We start from the raw sequence: 15183 nt of genomic DNA on the forward strand, positions 1-15183 counted from the left end.
TATTCATCCCCTTTTGTGACAGATTCCTCTAAAATTATTTTGTGCTGTAATGGAGGTTTCATGTGTTTATATTTATTGATTATTGACTCAACCTTACCCAAATTACAACGCTACGGTTTCCAATGGTTGGGCTATCGGGAAATCGATGGGTACTTGCGTTGTTTGATGCACGTAGTTTGATATGGTTTTATCCCCCACCAGTGCAATGGCATCAATTAAGTTCCCTTTTGTGTAACCTGCATTGAAGAAACTACCCAAAACAGCGTCGTCTGTTTTACCTCTATTCTCGGTTACATTTTTTGCCAAACGCGCTAAAGCATCCAGCTTAGAATCAAAAGAAGCATACCCCCCTCTTAATTCCAGAATTTGCTCATTAGTAAAACCGTTCATTTTAGCAATCGCTGTATGAGCAGATAAACAATACTTACATTGGTTTACTTCACTAACGGCCAGGTTGACCACCTCCTTTTCCTTTACTGTTAAGGACGTTTTGGCATTAGCAAAATTTAAATAGTTCTCCAAAGCCGTATCACTATATGCATAAGCCGCATAAATGTTAGGCACAAACCCTAAAGCTTTTTCTAAATTATCAAAAATAACTTGATTGTTTTTGCTTACTTCTTCTCTTGTTGGTACATTAAATGTGCTCATAATTTTAATAATTAAATGATTTTGTTTTTGAATTTTATGTTTAATATCCGGGTACAAAGGTGCAACTGAAAGCTTGTCTATACCATGTACAGACTTCCTTATAACTTGTCAATTTCTCCCTTATTTATTTGAAGCCGCAGTCATAGAAGACACATATGGCCTTTCTGAATCACAATAGTAATCGTGAATCTGTTTTTGCTCACAATGTGTCTTTGGTGGAATAGTATGAAACTGCTTCCTCTTGTTGCTTCTAAATATTTCAATTAAATTGAAAATAGATTTATGTCTTAAATTCATGTCTTTGTTGTTTTAATTGTTCGGTACAAAGATGAATTATAAATGAATGCGAGAAAATGATGGGATTGCCCTATGAGTTGTCAATTTTTCCCTATGAAGCTTACTTAAGCTGTTTTTTAAATTCGGAAGGTGTTAACTTCGTGTGTTTTTTGAATAGCCTACTTAAGTGCGAAGCATCGTCGAAGCCAATATCATAAGCTATTTCCTTAGCGGTTTTATCGGTATAAATCAACAAACGCTTTGCTTCTAAAACAATGCGCTCATGAATAAGCAGCAATGGAGTTGTATTGAGTTTAGCAAAATTATTGGATAAGGTTTTTGGTGATTTGAATAACTTATCGGCGTAAAATGAAACACTATGTTCACGCCTGAAATGGGTTTCCAACAACATATTAAATGCCCTTAAAAGCTCAACCTTAGTATTACTCAAGGTTTCCACCAAGCCTTCTTTAGACTTTAACAATCTGGTATTTATTATAATGAATCGCGCCATTAGCATGCGTAGCATTTCTGCTTGAATGGTATCTTTAGTCTCCAATTCATCCACGAAAACATCATGCAGTATTTTTAACTTATGCAGTTCTTTAGTATTGGGGTTAATTACAGGCATGTGTACATTTCCAAAGAACAACAAACCCGCACAGCTTACCTCGTGATCGTGATCCTTAATACAATAAAAATCTCTGTTAAACTGATAGACTACTAAATCTTTACCATAAACAAACTGAAGGTATTGCACATTGGTCAAGGCCACAATACTATTGGGCTCGATAGTATAAGGCATATTATCTACATTAATTCGTGCCTTAAAAGTATCAGTCCTAATAAACGTAAATAAATCTAATTGCTTAGATACCACATAAGGCTCCAAAAGGGCTTCGTTCCCAACTTTTAGGATGGCATTGGTAGAAAACTCGGTAAATACTTTTTGCATGCAGCCTTAGTCTTAAAGCAACACAAAACATTACAAAGTAATTATTTATTCGCTAGTCAAAGACTAAATCAACCTCGTCTCTAGCTTATTTGCAACCCATTTGGAACCGATGCGTCATCGGGGTTTACAAATACCAATTTGCCATCAGCGCTTTCAGTCATTAAAATCATACCTTCACTCTCTACACCTCGAAGCGCTCTAGGCGCTAAGTTAACTAAGACCGTTACTCTTTTACCCACAACTTCTTCGGCTGTAAAACTTTCGGCTATACCCGATACAATGGTACGCACATCAATTCCTGTATCTACCTTTAAAACAAGCAGTTTTTTAGCCTTAGGCATTTTTTCGGCTTCTAAAATAGTGCCTACACGAATATCCAGTTTTGTAAAATCATCGAATGTAATAGTTTCTTTTTGGGGCTCAACCGTTTTATTAACTACTTCGTTAGCTTTTTTGCTTGCTTCTAATTTATCCAATTGCTTTTGAATGGTTTCATCTTCAATTTTAGAAAACAACAATTCTGCTTTTCCTATTTGATGTCCAGAAGGCAGCAATACATCTTTAGTTGAAATATCACTCCAAGCGTTTTCGGTTGCACTCGAACCAATATTGAGTATATTTTTTAATTTGCCCGAGGTAAAGGGCAAAAACGGTTCACTTAAAGTAGCCAAAGCAGATGCTATTTGAAGCGCCACGTACATAATGGTTTGCGTTCGTACTTCGTCTGTTTTCACCACTTTCCAGGGCTCTTCATCTGCAAGATATTTGTTTCCAAGTCGCGCCAAGTTCATTAATTCTTGCCCAGCTTCTCTAAAACGATAACGCTCTATGGAACTTGAAATCACTGCTGGGTATGCTTTTACAGCTGCCAGGGTTTCTTCGTCTACTTGTAATAATTCACCAGCATTAGGCACTACACCATTATAATATTTATTGGTCAACACAACCACACGATTAATAAAATTCCCAAAAATAGCAACCAGCTCATTATTGTTTCTCGCTTGAAAATCCTTCCAGGTAAAGTCATTATCTTTTGTCTCTGGAGCATTGGCCGTTAAAACGTAACGCAAAACATCTTGCTGACCGGGAAACTCTTCCAAATATTCATGTAACCAGACCGCCCAATTCTTAGAGGTAGACAGCTTGTTTCCTTCCAGATTCAAAAATTCGTTGGCTGGCACATTATCGGGTAAGATATAGTTGCCTTCGGCTTTTAGCATAGCCGGAAAAATGATACAATGGAATACAATATTATCCTTCCCTATAAAATGTACCAATTTGGTATCCTTATCTTTCCAGTAGGGCTCCCAATCTTTACCTTCTCGTGCTGCCCATTCCTTAGTTGAGGAAATATAACCTATTGGCGCATCAAACCAAACATATAACACTTTACCTTCACCACCTTCAACAGGCACCGGAATACCCCAGTCCAGATCCCGCGTTACTGCTCGTGGACGCAACCCATCGTCAATCCATGACTTTACCTGACCGTAAACATTTGGCTTCCAATCTTTTTTGTGCCCTTCTAATATCCATTCCCTTAAAAATGCCTCATGTTTATCTAATGGTAAAAACCAATGCTTGGTTTGCTTTAGCGTTGGCACATTGCCTGTTAAAGCAGATTTCGGATTTATTAAATCGGTGGCATTTAAGCTTGTTCCACAGGTTTCACACTGATCGCCATAAGCCTCCTCGTTACCACATTTCGGACAAGTTCCCGTAACAAAACGATCGGCCAGAAACTGATTTGCCTGTTCATCGAAAAGTTGCTCTGTAGTTTCTTCAATAAATTCTCCTTTATCGTATAATGTCTTAAAAAAATTGGAAGCTGTTTCATGATGAATTGGCGCCGATGTACGAGAGTAATTATCATAGGTAATCCCAAAATCTTCAAACGATTTTTTAATAATAGCATGGTATTTATCTACTATATCCTGAGGGCTTACACCTTCCTTCTTCGCCTTAATGGTAATAGGCACTCCATGCTCATCGCTCCCTCCTATAAAAGCTACATCGTTTCCTGTTAACCGTAAATAACGTACATAAATGTCTGCTGGCACATACACTCCTGCCAAATGACCAATATGAATAGGTCCATTGGTATAAGGTAGGGCTGTAGTAATTGTATATCGTTTTGGTTTATTCATTTTTTACTTTATAATGTCAGGTCGAGCGCAGTCGAGACCTAAAAAACACCTCTCGACTGCGCTCGAGGAAACAAAATACGTCTAACTTAATTTGTTTAAAGTCGTAAAAGTACACATTTTGACTGCTAATTAGAAACGAGTATTTATAAATTTTAAACATTCATTTTTAATAGATGGTTTAAAATTTATAATTCGAGAGTGAAGCATTTACACGTGTCTAAATTTGACAATTATTAAATTTAAACGTATGAAAAAAAATGTACATTTACATTATGTCTGGAAACACCTTAATCTTAAGTTTATGTTGCTTGTTTTTTTCTTTTGCAAAAACAACAGGCTCAGCACAACAAATTACTATGCAAAACCACGAAAACACAATACTAACACCTTCTTATTTACAAACTGGTGACACCATAGCTATTGTAGCCCCATCAGGTATTTTAAAGAACAGGAACGGAGAAATACAACACGCCGTTAACATGTTAAAAGAATGGGGATTACATGCGGTTATTGGCAAACACGTATTTAATCAGGCAAATCATTTTGCGGGAACAGACGAAGAGCGTTGTCAAGATTTACAAAAGGCTATGGACGATCCTAAAATTAAAGCTATTTGGTGTGCTCGTGGCGGGTATGGTACGGTAAGAATCTTAGACGGATTAGATTGGACAAAATTCAGAAAAAACCCAAAATGGATTATTGGATACTCAGATATTACAGCCCTTCATAATCAAATCCATAATGAAGGTTTTGAAAGCATACATGCTATTATGTGTACCAGTTTGCAGGATGATGCCAGCACCATTAAAGAGAGCATCTCAACATTTAAATCGGCTATTTTTGGACAACCCATTACTTATACTTTAAAAGGTTCAAAATATAATAAAGCTGGAAGTACTTCGGGACGGTTGGTGGGTGGCAACTTAACAATGCTACATACCATGCTGGGCTCTAACACCAGTATTGATACCTCTGGAAAAATTTTATTCATTGAAGAAATCGGCGAATACAAATATCATATAGATAGGATGCTGCAAAGCCTAAAACGCGCTGGTTATTTCGATCATTGTAAAGGCGTAATTGTGGGCGATATGACCAAACTTCGTAAAAACACAACCTTATGGGGCACATCGGTAGAGCAACTTATTTTGGATGCTCTTGCTGATTACGATTTTCCGATTGCTTTTAATATGCCAGCCGGTCATGAAAAGGATAATCGTGCCTTGATTTTGGGGAGAACTGTTAATTTAACCGTAAATAACGGGCAATCAACTATTTTTTTTAAGAATAACTAAAAGATGCCTTACAATTGCGCATTATTTAGTAATAACTTTTAAAAAGTCTCCAGATGAAGAAAAAATTACAATTATTACCTTTAGCGATTGTGCTATTACTTTCAGTTAAAGTTAATGCTGACGATGTAAAAAGAATTAACAACTTAAACTTAAATAATCCAGATGTACGCAAGTGCTTAATAGAAGCTTCTAAAAGTGATGGCTGGGATTTAAAATCTGTTTATCTTAATTCTGAAGAAAAATTAGTTTATATCTTTTCCAAAGGGAAAAATGATAAAGTATATACTAGCGCGCAAGCATTTCCCAGTAAGTAATTACTTTGTACCAAAATAAAGTGCTATTTCATGTTAAATACAATATGAAACAGCACTTTTATTTTTCAGGCAATTTAATTTTTCTGTATCAATTTTATCTCCTGTTTAGTTTTCTCAACGCCTGTTTAAGCTCTTCAACTGTTACTTCCTTAAAATCAAACGTTAAATCTGGATTTTCAACCGTAGTTGTCTCAATAATATCCAGAAACAGTTTCCCGTTTTGTTTTTTAATGGCTACAAGTATGACATCTTCGTTCTTTGCTACCGTTCCAAAATCAAAATTGCCATTTATCATAGATCCCGGCAAAATAGCATTTAAGGATTTGAATACCAGGCTTACTTTTGCCCTGCCATTTCCATCTTTAACTTTAAACTTATAACGTATACTATTGGCACTTCCTTTAACAAACCGATCGCAGTTAATCCAACCCAATTGCGTCGTAGCCATAACATAACTCATAGCAGCCCTTCCGCTAAGATTGTCGTTCTCTTCATCTTTCAGGCGTTTTTCGATATATGCCACAGTCACCGAATCAGTATTCAATTTTCTGATTCTTCTTTGCGGAATAATTTGTGAACCTTCCGCCTCAAAAATAAATGGCAGCGAATAGGGAACCGTAACAAATTTGCCTCGCTGCGTGCCAGGTCGAAATTTGGGCAACATTGTGATGACCCTTTCAACTTCTTCTTCCAAAACCAGGTGATTTGCCCGAGATTGTACCGATTGCACACTTCCGCTTTTATCTATCTTAAAAAGTATATTTATGCGTTGTCTCCCCACAAGGCCAAACTCATCAGCGATACCCGTATTAAAATTTTCTCGAACAAACTTTACAATGGACTCACTTGTGCAGGCCTTTTGTTGCATTCTATCACCTTCTTCACAACCTGGGAAAACGGGAACTTGCTCCACAACCGCATAGGGAACCTCAATGTTTTCTTCAACCTCAACTTCCTCTATTACAGTATTCTTTTCTTTTTGAAGCTGCCAATTTATACGTTCATCATGCCATTCTCCGGAAAATAGTTGCATGCCCTCCTTTTTATTACTAGTCGGAAACGTTATTTCAATAGCGGCATTCTTTTTTAAAACCAACTTATCATTAGCCCTTTTAGCCTCTAAGTAAAGCATTCCCCCTGTCTCTAATAGTTTTCCGTTGGAAGTTGTAGACAAATTAGCCAAAAGCATATCGTCCACCCTATAAAATTCGGTAACCTCAAGATCAACCACACCTTTTACGGGAAATCCCTGAGCATCAACAAACGAATTTGCCTTAATAGTTAATTTAGTACCTTCCTTACAAGTTACCGTTGTATCCCGTTCTGCGCTTATTATTATGTATTGTGGCTTTTTTTGCAAAGGTTTTACATCCTCTTTAGAGCTTACTGCATTTTTAGCTGTTTTAATTTTTGAAGGCACTACCTTTACCTCTTCTTTAACAATTTCTTTTATAACGGAAGCAGTATCTTCTATAGCCAAAGTATCACTTACTTTCAAACGAGGTTCAACAGGATTATCCTCAACTTTAAGCGTGTCCAGTACCTGACTTTTGCGACTTTCTTTCACCCTTTCATCATTAGGCTTCAGTGCTTTGTTAAGGATTATAACAGCAGTTGCAATTGCCATTATTAACACGAAAGCAACCCCAATGTTCTTTATCCATTTGGCTTGTACATGCCATTGTCTCGCTTTCATTAATTCTGCCTTTAACTGTACTCGTTTTAGGCCTTCTAAAAAATTAAGATGCTCGTTGTAAACGATTTTAAATTCTGGATCTGTTTCCAAGCGCAATTCAAAAGTTTTAACATCACTTTCTGTAAGCGTCTTATTTAAGTATGCTTGTATCGTCTCAATATCTTTAATATAATTTTCCATGGCATTTCGAATTAAGATTGAACCGCCCTTAAACGGGTTTTAAAGATGTCCTTTGCTTTTAGCAAACACTTGTACTTTTGATTTTTAGCAATCTTTTCAGATTTAAAGCCCATGCTTTTAGCAATGTCTTTAAAAGACATTGCTTTGTTATAAAACAAGTGTAAAAGCTGTTGACATCGCGCTCCTAATTCGAGAAATGCGTCCTCTGCAAGCCGATACTTTTTTTCCTCCAGAATACTATGAAAATATTCTATTTCTGATTCGTTTAAGTTATGCAGTTCTTGCTTAGAAAATTTCTTTTGGATATCCTTCCAAACAAATCGTGATACGGAATATAAATAGGTATAAAAGGAAGCTGTAAGCTTGAAATCTGATTTCTCCAGATTTCTATTGAGTATAATTAATGCTTCCTGAAACACATCGGAAGCATCTTGTTTACTCCCTCCTTTTGAAACAATAAGCGTTTCAATTTTAGGATATAGACCATATAATTTACTAAATGCTTTTTCGCGCTGACCTTTCTTAAAAAGTTCTAAAATTTTTTGATCGTTCATAAAACCTGTTTATTACTTAATGGTCATTTCACGAAAAGGCCTCCTCTTATTTTTTATGAATTTTAATTATTTCATTTTAGCACATGCAATGATTAATTAATATAACAGACTTGCCTTCTTCAAAAATTTTAAAATCCTCGCTCTTTTTGCAGCTTCTCGTAAGCTTCCTGTACCTGTCTAAATTTTTCTTCAGCGCCTTTTTGGTGTGCTTCTCCCAAATGAACGACCTTATCGGGATGGTATTTCTTTGCCATTTTTCTGTAAGCTTTTTTTATGTCGTCGTTCGTTGCACTTTTATCTATTTCTAGAATTTTATAGGCATTATCGGCATTTTCATAAAACATTGCTTTAATGCTTTCGTAGTCCACATGGCTTATCCCTAAATAGCCAGCAATGGTATGGATTTGGCTTAATTCACTATCTGTAACAAAACCATCGGCCTTGGCTATACCAAATAAAAAATGCAATAACTGTAAACGCGATGCGTGCTGCATCATTTGTTTTATCTGCAAGCACACTTGTCTGGTCGAAATATGCTGCTGCTTATTAATCTCTTTAAACAATCTAAACGCATGATTGGCCTGTTCTTTACCATACATGCCAACAAATTGCTGACGTACAAAGTCCAATTCACGTTGGTCTTGTTTACCATCAGCCTTTATAACAATAGAAGCCAAAATAAGCAAGCTCACTTCAAAATCACCTGATTGCGTTTGCGGCTGATGTCTTTGTGTTTCATAGTTTACTCGACGCCTTTGTCTAGTTGCTGCTTCTACATCCTTTCCATTAGCCATAGCATCAACAACACTTCCTAATGCCAAACCAATAATAGCTCCAATAGGCCCACCAAACGACCATCCAATAGAAGCTCCTATCCACTTTGAAAAACTCATGTAAGTATTAATTTTATTTATCGTCAAACCTACATATAAATTAATTCTTTTAAAAGAAGAAACTATAATTAGGTGAATATAATATTTGTTAGTTGAATGCATTACTATTTTGTTACACAAATTGGTATCTTTGCAGTCTTAAATTGTTAATTCTTAAAATTAAAGAAATATGTATCCAGCAGAATTAGTAAAACCAATGCGAGAAGATTTAACACGTGTTGGCTTTGAAGAGTTACACACCCCTGAAGACGTTGACGTAGCTTTAGCAAAAGAAGGCACAACATTGGTTGTTGTGAATTCTGTTTGTGGTTGTGCGGCAGCAAATGCACGCCCTGGCGCAAGACTAAGTTTACAAAACGCAAAACGTCCAGATCATATAGTTACTGTTTTTGCAGGTGTCGATAAAGACGCTGTTGCACAAGCAAGACAACATATGATTCCGTTTCCTCCAAGTTCTCCAAGTATGGCACTATTTAAAGATGGCGAATTGGTACACATGCTAGAGCGCCATCATATTGAAGGTCGTCCAGCCGAATTAATTGCTGAAAACTTAATGGACGCTTATAACGAGCACTGCTAAGAATTGCAATAACGATTATATCCTAAAGCCACACTTTTTTGTGTGGTTTTTTTATCCCCAATCCTACCGATCGTTCGTTGCCAAAATAACCATAGAATACCTACACACAAAAACTAAGTTTTTGCTTATTTTTGGGGCATGCAAAAATTATTATCATACCCTCTTAGCTGTATCTATTACCTATGTTTTTTATTAACACTTATTATTTTCCACCCAATACAGTGGATCTGTTTTAATTTATTTGGCTATCAAGCCCATAAAGTAAGTGTTGATATTTTACAATTTTGTTTAATGCGATGCGCCAATATTTTGGGCACAAGATTCTCATACATCAATCCGTACGAAATAGACACCAATCGCCCTCTCATTATTGTCGCAAACCACCAAAGTTTACACGATATCTATCCGCTAACATGGTTCATGCGCAAACACCACCCTAAATTTATAAGTAAAATAGAATTAGGGAAGGGTATCCCCAGTGTTTCGTATAACTTGCGTCATGGAGGCGCTGCATTAATAGACCGTAAAAATCCAAGGCAATCGCTACCTGCGCTAATGAAATTTGGAGAATATCTTGAAAAAAACAAACGTTCTGGCGTTATTTTTCCCGAAGGCACGAGGAGCAAAAATGGCAAACCAAAACCTTTTCAAACAAAAGGCTTGGAGGTACTCTTTAAAAAAACACCATCTGCTTTAATTGTTCCCATAACCATAAACAATTCTTGGAAAATGCTGAGATATGGCAAATTCCCAATGGGACTAGGCAATCACCTTAAATTTACCGTGCATAAACCCATAGAATTAGCTACCTTTGCAGATAAGCAGGAGCTTATTAATAGCATTGAAAAAACTATTACAAAAAGTATTGAATCATAAAAAAACAAAAGATGTCTTTAAAGAATAAGAGATTAGAAGTTATGCAGTTTTTGGAAAAAGACGTTGATGCTTTAATGCAAAAATATTTGATTCCTATAGATAGTATATGGCAACCCACAGATTTTTTGCCTAACTCCGAAACAACAGACCAGAACTTCTTTGAAGAAATAAGAGAAATTAGAGAGTTAGCCAAGGAACTTCCTTATGATTTTTGGGTCGTTTTAGTAGGCGACATGATTACTGAAGAAGCATTACCTACTTACGAATCTTGGCTTATGGATGTAGAAGGGGTAGATCAGGTAGACCGTGAAAACGAAAATGGCTGGGCTAAGTGGGTACGCCAGTGGACTGCCGAAGAAAACAGACATGGAGACGTACTCAACAAATACTTGTACCTTTCTGGTCGGGTAAATATGAAGGAAATTGAAAAAACAACCCAGCACCTTATTGCTGACGGCTTTGATATTGGCACTGATAGAGATCCCTATAAAAACTTTGTTTATACCAGTTTTCAGGAATTAGCAACCTATATTTCACATAATCGCGTTGCCAAAATTGCCAAACAGAAAGGCAACAAACGCTTGTCGAAAATGTGCAAGATTATTTCGGGAGATGAAATGCGACACCATAATGCTTATTCAGATTTTGTGGAGCGTATTTTTAAAGTAGACCCAAGTCAAATGATGATGGCGTTTCACTATATGATGAAGAAAAAAATTACCATGCCAGCTCATTTTTTAAGGGAATCTGGAGGCAAAATAAGTACGGCCTTCGAGGAGTTTTCTAATACCGCGCAACGCATTGGCGTTTACACCTCAACTGATTATGTTGACATTCTTCAAAAACTAATAGACCGCTGGGAAATTGCCTCGATTACGGGACTAAATGATGAAGCTGAAAAAGCAAGAGATTATTTAATGAAGCTTCCTGCCAGAATGTACCGATTGTCCGAACGTATGAAAATACCTGAAAACTCTTATCAATTTAAATGGGTAGAGCCAGCTATTGTTAAATAGACAATATGTTTCATTCAAATTACAATCAATTCCTTTCCCTTGTGAGAGGAATTTTTATTTTTACACTATGCTAACATCTACAGAAAAAATAAACCAAACCATTGCTTTTGTAAAAGAACAATTAATCCATGCTGAAGGCGGACACGATTGGTTTCATATAGAACGTGTTTATAAAAATGCTTTATTAATAGCCAAGAATGAAAATGTAGACACATTTATAGTTACACTAGGCGCCTTACTTCATGACATAGCAGACAGTAAATTCCATAATGACGATGAAAGCATCGGATCTAAAATAGCTCGAGATTTTTTAACAAAGCTTGAAATAGATCCCAATACCATAGATCATGTTATTCAAATAATTGAAAACATTTCATTTAAGGGAGGCAATGAAACCCAAAACTTCCACTCCCAAGAACTGGATGTAGTGCAGGATGCCGATCGCTTAGATGCCATTGGAGCCATAGGCATTGCACGTTGTTTTAACTATGGAGGCTTTAAAAACAGAGCCATATACGATCCAGACATTAAGCCTAAACTTAATATGACCAAAGATGAATATAAGGCTTCTACAGCTCCTAGTATCAACCATTTTTACGAAAAGCTTTTACGTTTAAAGGACAAAATGAACACTTCTACAGGCAAACGAATTGCTACCGAACGGCACAACCATATGCTAAAATTCCTAGAACAGTTTTATAACGAATGGAACGGCAAGGTATAAATACCGCTTATTGAATCATCAACTTAATTTCCTTCCTGTATTGCGAAGCGCTTTTACCTGTTACTTCATTAAACTGTTTGTTGAAGTGCGAAAAATTGTTAAATCCACACTCAAAACAAATATCAGCAATACTCATCTGACTTTCATTAAGTAATTTTGTAGCATGAACTACTCTGTATTCATTAACTAACTGCGTGAAGGTTTTTCCTGTGGCTCGTTTAAAATATCGGCAAAACGCAGGAACAGTCATGCTTACACGGTCGGCTATTTCATCCAATGTTATGTGCCTCTGAAAATTGTTGTTCACATATTTAAAAATGACATCTATTTTAGAACTATCCTGAGATTCTGCTTCAAAGGCAAAACCGTCCGCATTTAACAACATATAATCATCTGTATTTGATAAATAATTCAATATTTCCAAAAAAACCAGCATACGCTCTAAACCCTCATATTGTGAAAGCTGTTCTATCTTAGGACCAATAACTCTTTTCGTTTCAACCTTAAATCGAATTCCCTTTTTAGCCCTGTCAAACAACAATGCTATAGCCGCCATTTCCGGTACATTAAGAAAATCATTACCTAAAAAGTCAGATCTAAACTGTATGGTCGTTTCTGTTCCATTTGCTGTTAACCTATCTGTAAAACCATTATGAGGCAGGTTGGAACCTATTAGTATAAGCTGACTATTATTAAAATAAGACAAATGATTCCCTATATGGGTCTTCCCTTGCCCTTTATTAACATAGACAAGCTCCAACTCCGGATGGAAATGCCAATAAGCTCCATTTCTATCTATCGTATCGATATGCTGCTTAACAAGTATCGAGCTTCCAAAGCTTGGCGTTAGCTTTCTGAATGTAGGCTTCTTATTAATCATAGACAGATCAGATTTAGAACAAAATTAATACTAATTGTTTTTAAAACATGTATTTATTTAACACAAATGTATGCTATTTTAACTTTACATACATTTAACATTAATTTAATAGTTAAAATAGCATATAAATTGATTAAAATGGATGTTTTAAATTCTTAAGATCCGTTCTACATTTGTCATGTCTAACGTTAAAACTTAGATTTATGAAAAATGTAATTAAGAACTCAAAAAAAGGCATTTTAACTGTGAGCTTGTTAACCAGCATGTTAAGTTTTGCCAATGAAGCCCCCTCATTGTTTATTAAGAATACTATTGAAAAAACAATAATAACCTTAAATAATCTCAAAGAGGGAAATCAAATATCCATTAAAGATGCTAATGGCATAATAATGTTTAAAGAATCCATACAAGAAACTGGGACTTACACAAAAGGGTTTGATTTAACGAGTCTTCCCAATGGCATGTATTTCTTTGAAGTAGAGAAAGGTTTTGAAATTAAGATCATTCCCTTTGTTGTTGAATCCAACAACGTAACCTTCGAAAAAGAAAACAGCACTACTATTTTCAAGCCTATTGTTAGAAAAAAGAACAACCGTCTTTATATTTCTAAACTCGCACCAAACTTTGAACCTTTACATATCAGTATTTACTCTAACTCGGGAACAGCTGATCACCTGATACATTCTGAAACCATTAAAAACACACAAATTATTGAAAAAATATTTGACTTAAAAGAAGGTGACTATAAAATAGTTTTTAACTCGAATAAACGGGTTTACACAAAATACATTAATAATTAGTTAATGTCTTATTTAGTTTAGTTTAGTAGAAAAGTGGGTCTAGGTGGGCCCACTTTTTTTTAAAATAATTCCAACTGACCACTCTTAAACTGTTTGTGCAATTCGGTATTGAATTTAGGCATGCTCTTATCTTTAAAATATTTCCGTTTTGCCAAACTTACTAAATTATGGATTTGTTTTGCTATTTCCCCTTCTCCGCGAATCCTGGCTCCATAACGACTATCGTTTAGCTTTCCTCCATGGCACAACACTCTATCTGGTGCAAAACCTTGTCTGCCCTATCTGGCATGGTTTTTTTAATCCAATCTGTAAAAAGAATTCCAATTGCGCCATTTAACCGTACCACAGTATGTGCAATAGATAAAGCACCGTAATCTGAAGCCACTTTGGCTAAAGGTAAAATTTCATGGCTGTTAATCGAGGGTATAATAGGAGCCAACATGACATTTACAGGCACACCATTACTAGTTAGTTCCTTAACGGTTTCCAAGCGCCTTTTTATGGTTGCCGTTCGCGGTTCTAAAATACGCCTTGTATCTTCAGACAAGCTAGTAATTGATATATTAACACCAACCAAATTATCTTTTGCCAATGCTCTTAAAATATCCACATCCCTCAAGACCAACGCGTTTTTGGTAATAATAGCAACTGGGTGCTTGTACTTTAAAAAAACACTTAAACATTGCCTGGTAATTTGAAAATTATTTTCTGCAGGCTGATAACAATCTGTATTACCCGACATAACTATTGGGTGTGCTTTCCAGCTTTTCTTTTGCAATAGGGCTTCCAATAATTTGGGAGCCTCTTTTTTTACCAAAATACGCCGCTCAAAATCCAAACCTGCACCATATCCCCAGAACTCATGACTATTACGCGCATAACAATAAATACATCCATGTTCACAGCCTTGATAAGGATTCATGGAATATAACATTCCCACATCTGGACTTGTCACTTTATTTACAATGGTTTTTGGAAAGACTTCTAAATAATGTGTTTTATTTTTATCACTCACTTCACCTTCTTTCCGACAAAACTCCAAAAAATCATCGCGCATTTCATGATGCAGCTCAAAGAACCGATTGGGCACATTAATCTGCGCACCACGACCTTTTATGGAAGTTTTAGTATTCATATCTAATAAAATGACATCTCTAAATTAGTCATTATTTCACATGCCTCATGTTAAGATTAAATTGCTTTATTAACGTGAATCTCGGATAAGAAAAAAGTGTTTTTATTTTAGTTTATTATATTGATATTCAGTATATTAAGCAATAAAAACACTTCAAATGCTTAGAGATAAAGTTACTGAATTCTTTGTAGAATTGGACGATTTCTACAAA

Annotated in this window: 14 protein-coding genes and 1 pseudogene; 7 read left to right on the forward strand and 8 right to left on the reverse strand. The window is 35.9% G+C overall.

From position 1 onward, the window contains the following. Positions 1 to 102 precede the first annotated feature (102 nt). From ABD792_RS10510 to metG, 3 genes are all read right to left on the reverse strand, one after another. The gene (locus ABD792_RS10510) at positions 103 to 651 is read right to left on the reverse strand and encodes a carboxymuconolactone decarboxylase family protein (RefSeq protein WP_345005952.1); all 549 of its coding nucleotides are present in this window, start codon (positions 649 to 651) and stop codon (positions 103 to 105) included. A gap of 397 nt (positions 652 to 1048) precedes the next feature. Next, on the reverse strand, positions 1049 to 1882 hold the full coding sequence (locus ABD792_RS10515; RefSeq protein WP_345005953.1) for a helix-turn-helix domain-containing protein: 834 nt from the start codon (positions 1880 to 1882) through the stop codon (positions 1049 to 1051). Between the two features lie 80 nt (positions 1883 to 1962). Beyond that, the gene (metG, locus tag ABD792_RS10520; protein WP_345005954.1) at positions 1963 to 4029 is read right to left on the reverse strand and encodes a methionine--tRNA ligase; all 2067 of its coding nucleotides are present in this window, start codon (positions 4027 to 4029) and stop codon (positions 1963 to 1965) included. A gap of 257 nt (positions 4030 to 4286) precedes the next feature. Between metG and ABD792_RS10525 the strand changes: the two genes are divergently transcribed. Continuing rightward, on the forward strand, positions 4287 to 5324 hold the full coding sequence (locus tag ABD792_RS10525; protein ID WP_345005956.1) for a S66 peptidase family protein: 1038 nt from the start codon (positions 4287 to 4289) through the stop codon (positions 5322 to 5324). Between the two features lie 53 nt (positions 5325 to 5377). After that, positions 5378 to 5638, forward strand: a complete 261-nt coding sequence (locus ABD792_RS10530) for a hypothetical protein (protein ID WP_345005957.1) — start codon at positions 5378 to 5380, stop codon at positions 5636 to 5638. A gap of 94 nt (positions 5639 to 5732) precedes the next feature. On the opposite strand, the gene ABD792_RS10535 is transcribed toward ABD792_RS10530, so the two are convergent. The 3 genes from ABD792_RS10535 to ABD792_RS10545 form a co-directional block, all read right to left on the reverse strand. Then, positions 5733 to 7514, reverse strand: coding sequence for an energy transducer TonB (locus ABD792_RS10535; protein ID WP_345005958.1), 1782 nt, complete (start codon positions 7512 to 7514; stop codon positions 5733 to 5735). A gap of 11 nt (positions 7515 to 7525) precedes the next feature. Beyond that, positions 7526 to 8068 carry an RNA polymerase sigma factor gene (locus ABD792_RS10540; RefSeq protein ID WP_345005959.1) on the reverse strand — a complete coding sequence of 181 codons (543 nt, stop codon included), beginning with the start codon at positions 8066 to 8068 and terminating at the stop codon, positions 7526 to 7528. Positions 8069 to 8196: 128 nt separating this feature from the next. Next, entirely contained in the window at positions 8197 to 8961 is a 765-nt protein-coding gene (locus ABD792_RS10545; RefSeq protein ID WP_345005960.1) for a TerB family tellurite resistance protein, read from the reverse strand. A 169-nt stretch (positions 8962 to 9130) separates the two neighbouring features. Between ABD792_RS10545 and ABD792_RS10550 the strand changes: the two genes are divergently transcribed. The 4 genes from ABD792_RS10550 to ABD792_RS10565 all read left to right on the forward strand — a co-directional run bounded on the left by ABD792_RS10550 (position 9131) and on the right by ABD792_RS10565 (position 12157). After that, entirely contained in the window at positions 9131 to 9541 is a 411-nt protein-coding gene (locus ABD792_RS10550; protein ID WP_345005962.1) for a BrxA/BrxB family bacilliredoxin, read from the forward strand. Positions 9542 to 9679: 138 nt separating this feature from the next. Continuing rightward, entirely contained in the window at positions 9680 to 10417 is a 738-nt protein-coding gene (locus tag ABD792_RS10555) for a lysophospholipid acyltransferase family protein (RefSeq protein WP_345005964.1), read from the forward strand. An 11-nt stretch (positions 10418 to 10428) separates the two neighbouring features. Beyond that, positions 10429 to 11433 (forward strand): acyl-ACP desaturase, encoded by a 1005-nt coding sequence (locus tag ABD792_RS10560; RefSeq protein ID WP_345005965.1) that lies wholly within the window; start codon positions 10429 to 10431, stop codon positions 11431 to 11433. 67 nt (positions 11434 to 11500) lie between these two features. Continuing rightward, on the forward strand, positions 11501 to 12157 hold the full coding sequence (locus ABD792_RS10565; RefSeq protein ID WP_345005966.1) for an HD domain-containing protein: 657 nt from the start codon (positions 11501 to 11503) through the stop codon (positions 12155 to 12157). A 7-nt stretch (positions 12158 to 12164) separates the two neighbouring features. Here ABD792_RS10565 and ABD792_RS10570 read toward each other — a convergent pair whose 3' ends face one another. Continuing rightward, complete coding sequence (locus ABD792_RS10570) at positions 12165 to 13037, reverse strand: AraC family transcriptional regulator (protein WP_345005967.1); 873 nt, start codon at positions 13035 to 13037, stop codon at positions 12165 to 12167. Between the two features lie 203 nt (positions 13038 to 13240). On the opposite strand from ABD792_RS10570, the gene ABD792_RS10575 reads away from it, so the two are divergent. Then, positions 13241 to 13837, forward strand: a complete 597-nt coding sequence (locus ABD792_RS10575) for a T9SS type A sorting domain-containing protein (RefSeq protein ID WP_345005968.1) — start codon at positions 13241 to 13243, stop codon at positions 13835 to 13837. 59 nt (positions 13838 to 13896) lie between these two features. On the opposite strand, the pseudogene ABD792_RS10580 reads toward ABD792_RS10575, so the two are convergent. Then, positions 13897 to 14972: pseudogene (locus ABD792_RS10580) on the reverse strand (PA0069 family radical SAM protein). Positions 14973 to 15183: the final 211 nt, after the last annotated feature.

It is taken from the genome of Snuella lapsa (assembly GCF_039539345.1).
Lineage (GTDB): Bacteria > Bacteroidota > Bacteroidia > Flavobacteriales > Flavobacteriaceae > Snuella > Snuella lapsa.

Coding starts and splice junctions, on each gene's coding strand:
- ABD792_RS10510 (WP_345005952.1), bottom strand. CDS start 651: ATGAGCACATTTAATGTACCAACAAGAGAAGAAGTAAGCAAAAACAAT.
- ABD792_RS10515 (WP_345005953.1), bottom strand. CDS start 1,882: ATGCAAAAAGTATTTACCGAGTTTTCTACCAATGCCATCCTAAAAGTT.
- metG (WP_345005954.1), bottom strand. CDS start 4,029: ATGAATAAACCAAAACGATATACAATTACTACAGCCCTACCTTATACC.
- ABD792_RS10525 (WP_345005956.1), top strand. CDS start 4,287: ATGTACATTTACATTATGTCTGGAAACACCTTAATCTTAAGTTTATGT.
- ABD792_RS10530 (WP_345005957.1), top strand. CDS start 5,378: ATGAAGAAAAAATTACAATTATTACCTTTAGCGATTGTGCTATTACTT.
- ABD792_RS10535 (WP_345005958.1), bottom strand. CDS start 7,514: ATGGAAAATTATATTAAAGATATTGAGACGATACAAGCATACTTAAAT.
- ABD792_RS10540 (WP_345005959.1), bottom strand. CDS start 8,068: ATGAACGATCAAAAAATTTTAGAACTTTTTAAGAAAGGTCAGCGCGAA.
- ABD792_RS10545 (WP_345005960.1), bottom strand. CDS start 8,961: ATGAGTTTTTCAAAGTGGATAGGAGCTTCTATTGGATGGTCGTTTGGT.
- ABD792_RS10550 (WP_345005962.1), top strand. CDS start 9,131: ATGTATCCAGCAGAATTAGTAAAACCAATGCGAGAAGATTTAACACGT.
- ABD792_RS10555 (WP_345005964.1), top strand. CDS start 9,680: ATGCAAAAATTATTATCATACCCTCTTAGCTGTATCTATTACCTATGT.
- ABD792_RS10560 (WP_345005965.1), top strand. CDS start 10,429: ATGTCTTTAAAGAATAAGAGATTAGAAGTTATGCAGTTTTTGGAAAAA.
- ABD792_RS10565 (WP_345005966.1), top strand. CDS start 11,501: ATGCTAACATCTACAGAAAAAATAAACCAAACCATTGCTTTTGTAAAA.
- ABD792_RS10570 (WP_345005967.1), bottom strand. CDS start 13,037: ATGATTAATAAGAAGCCTACATTCAGAAAGCTAACGCCAAGCTTTGGA.
- ABD792_RS10575 (WP_345005968.1), top strand. CDS start 13,241: ATGAAAAATGTAATTAAGAACTCAAAAAAAGGCATTTTAACTGTGAGC.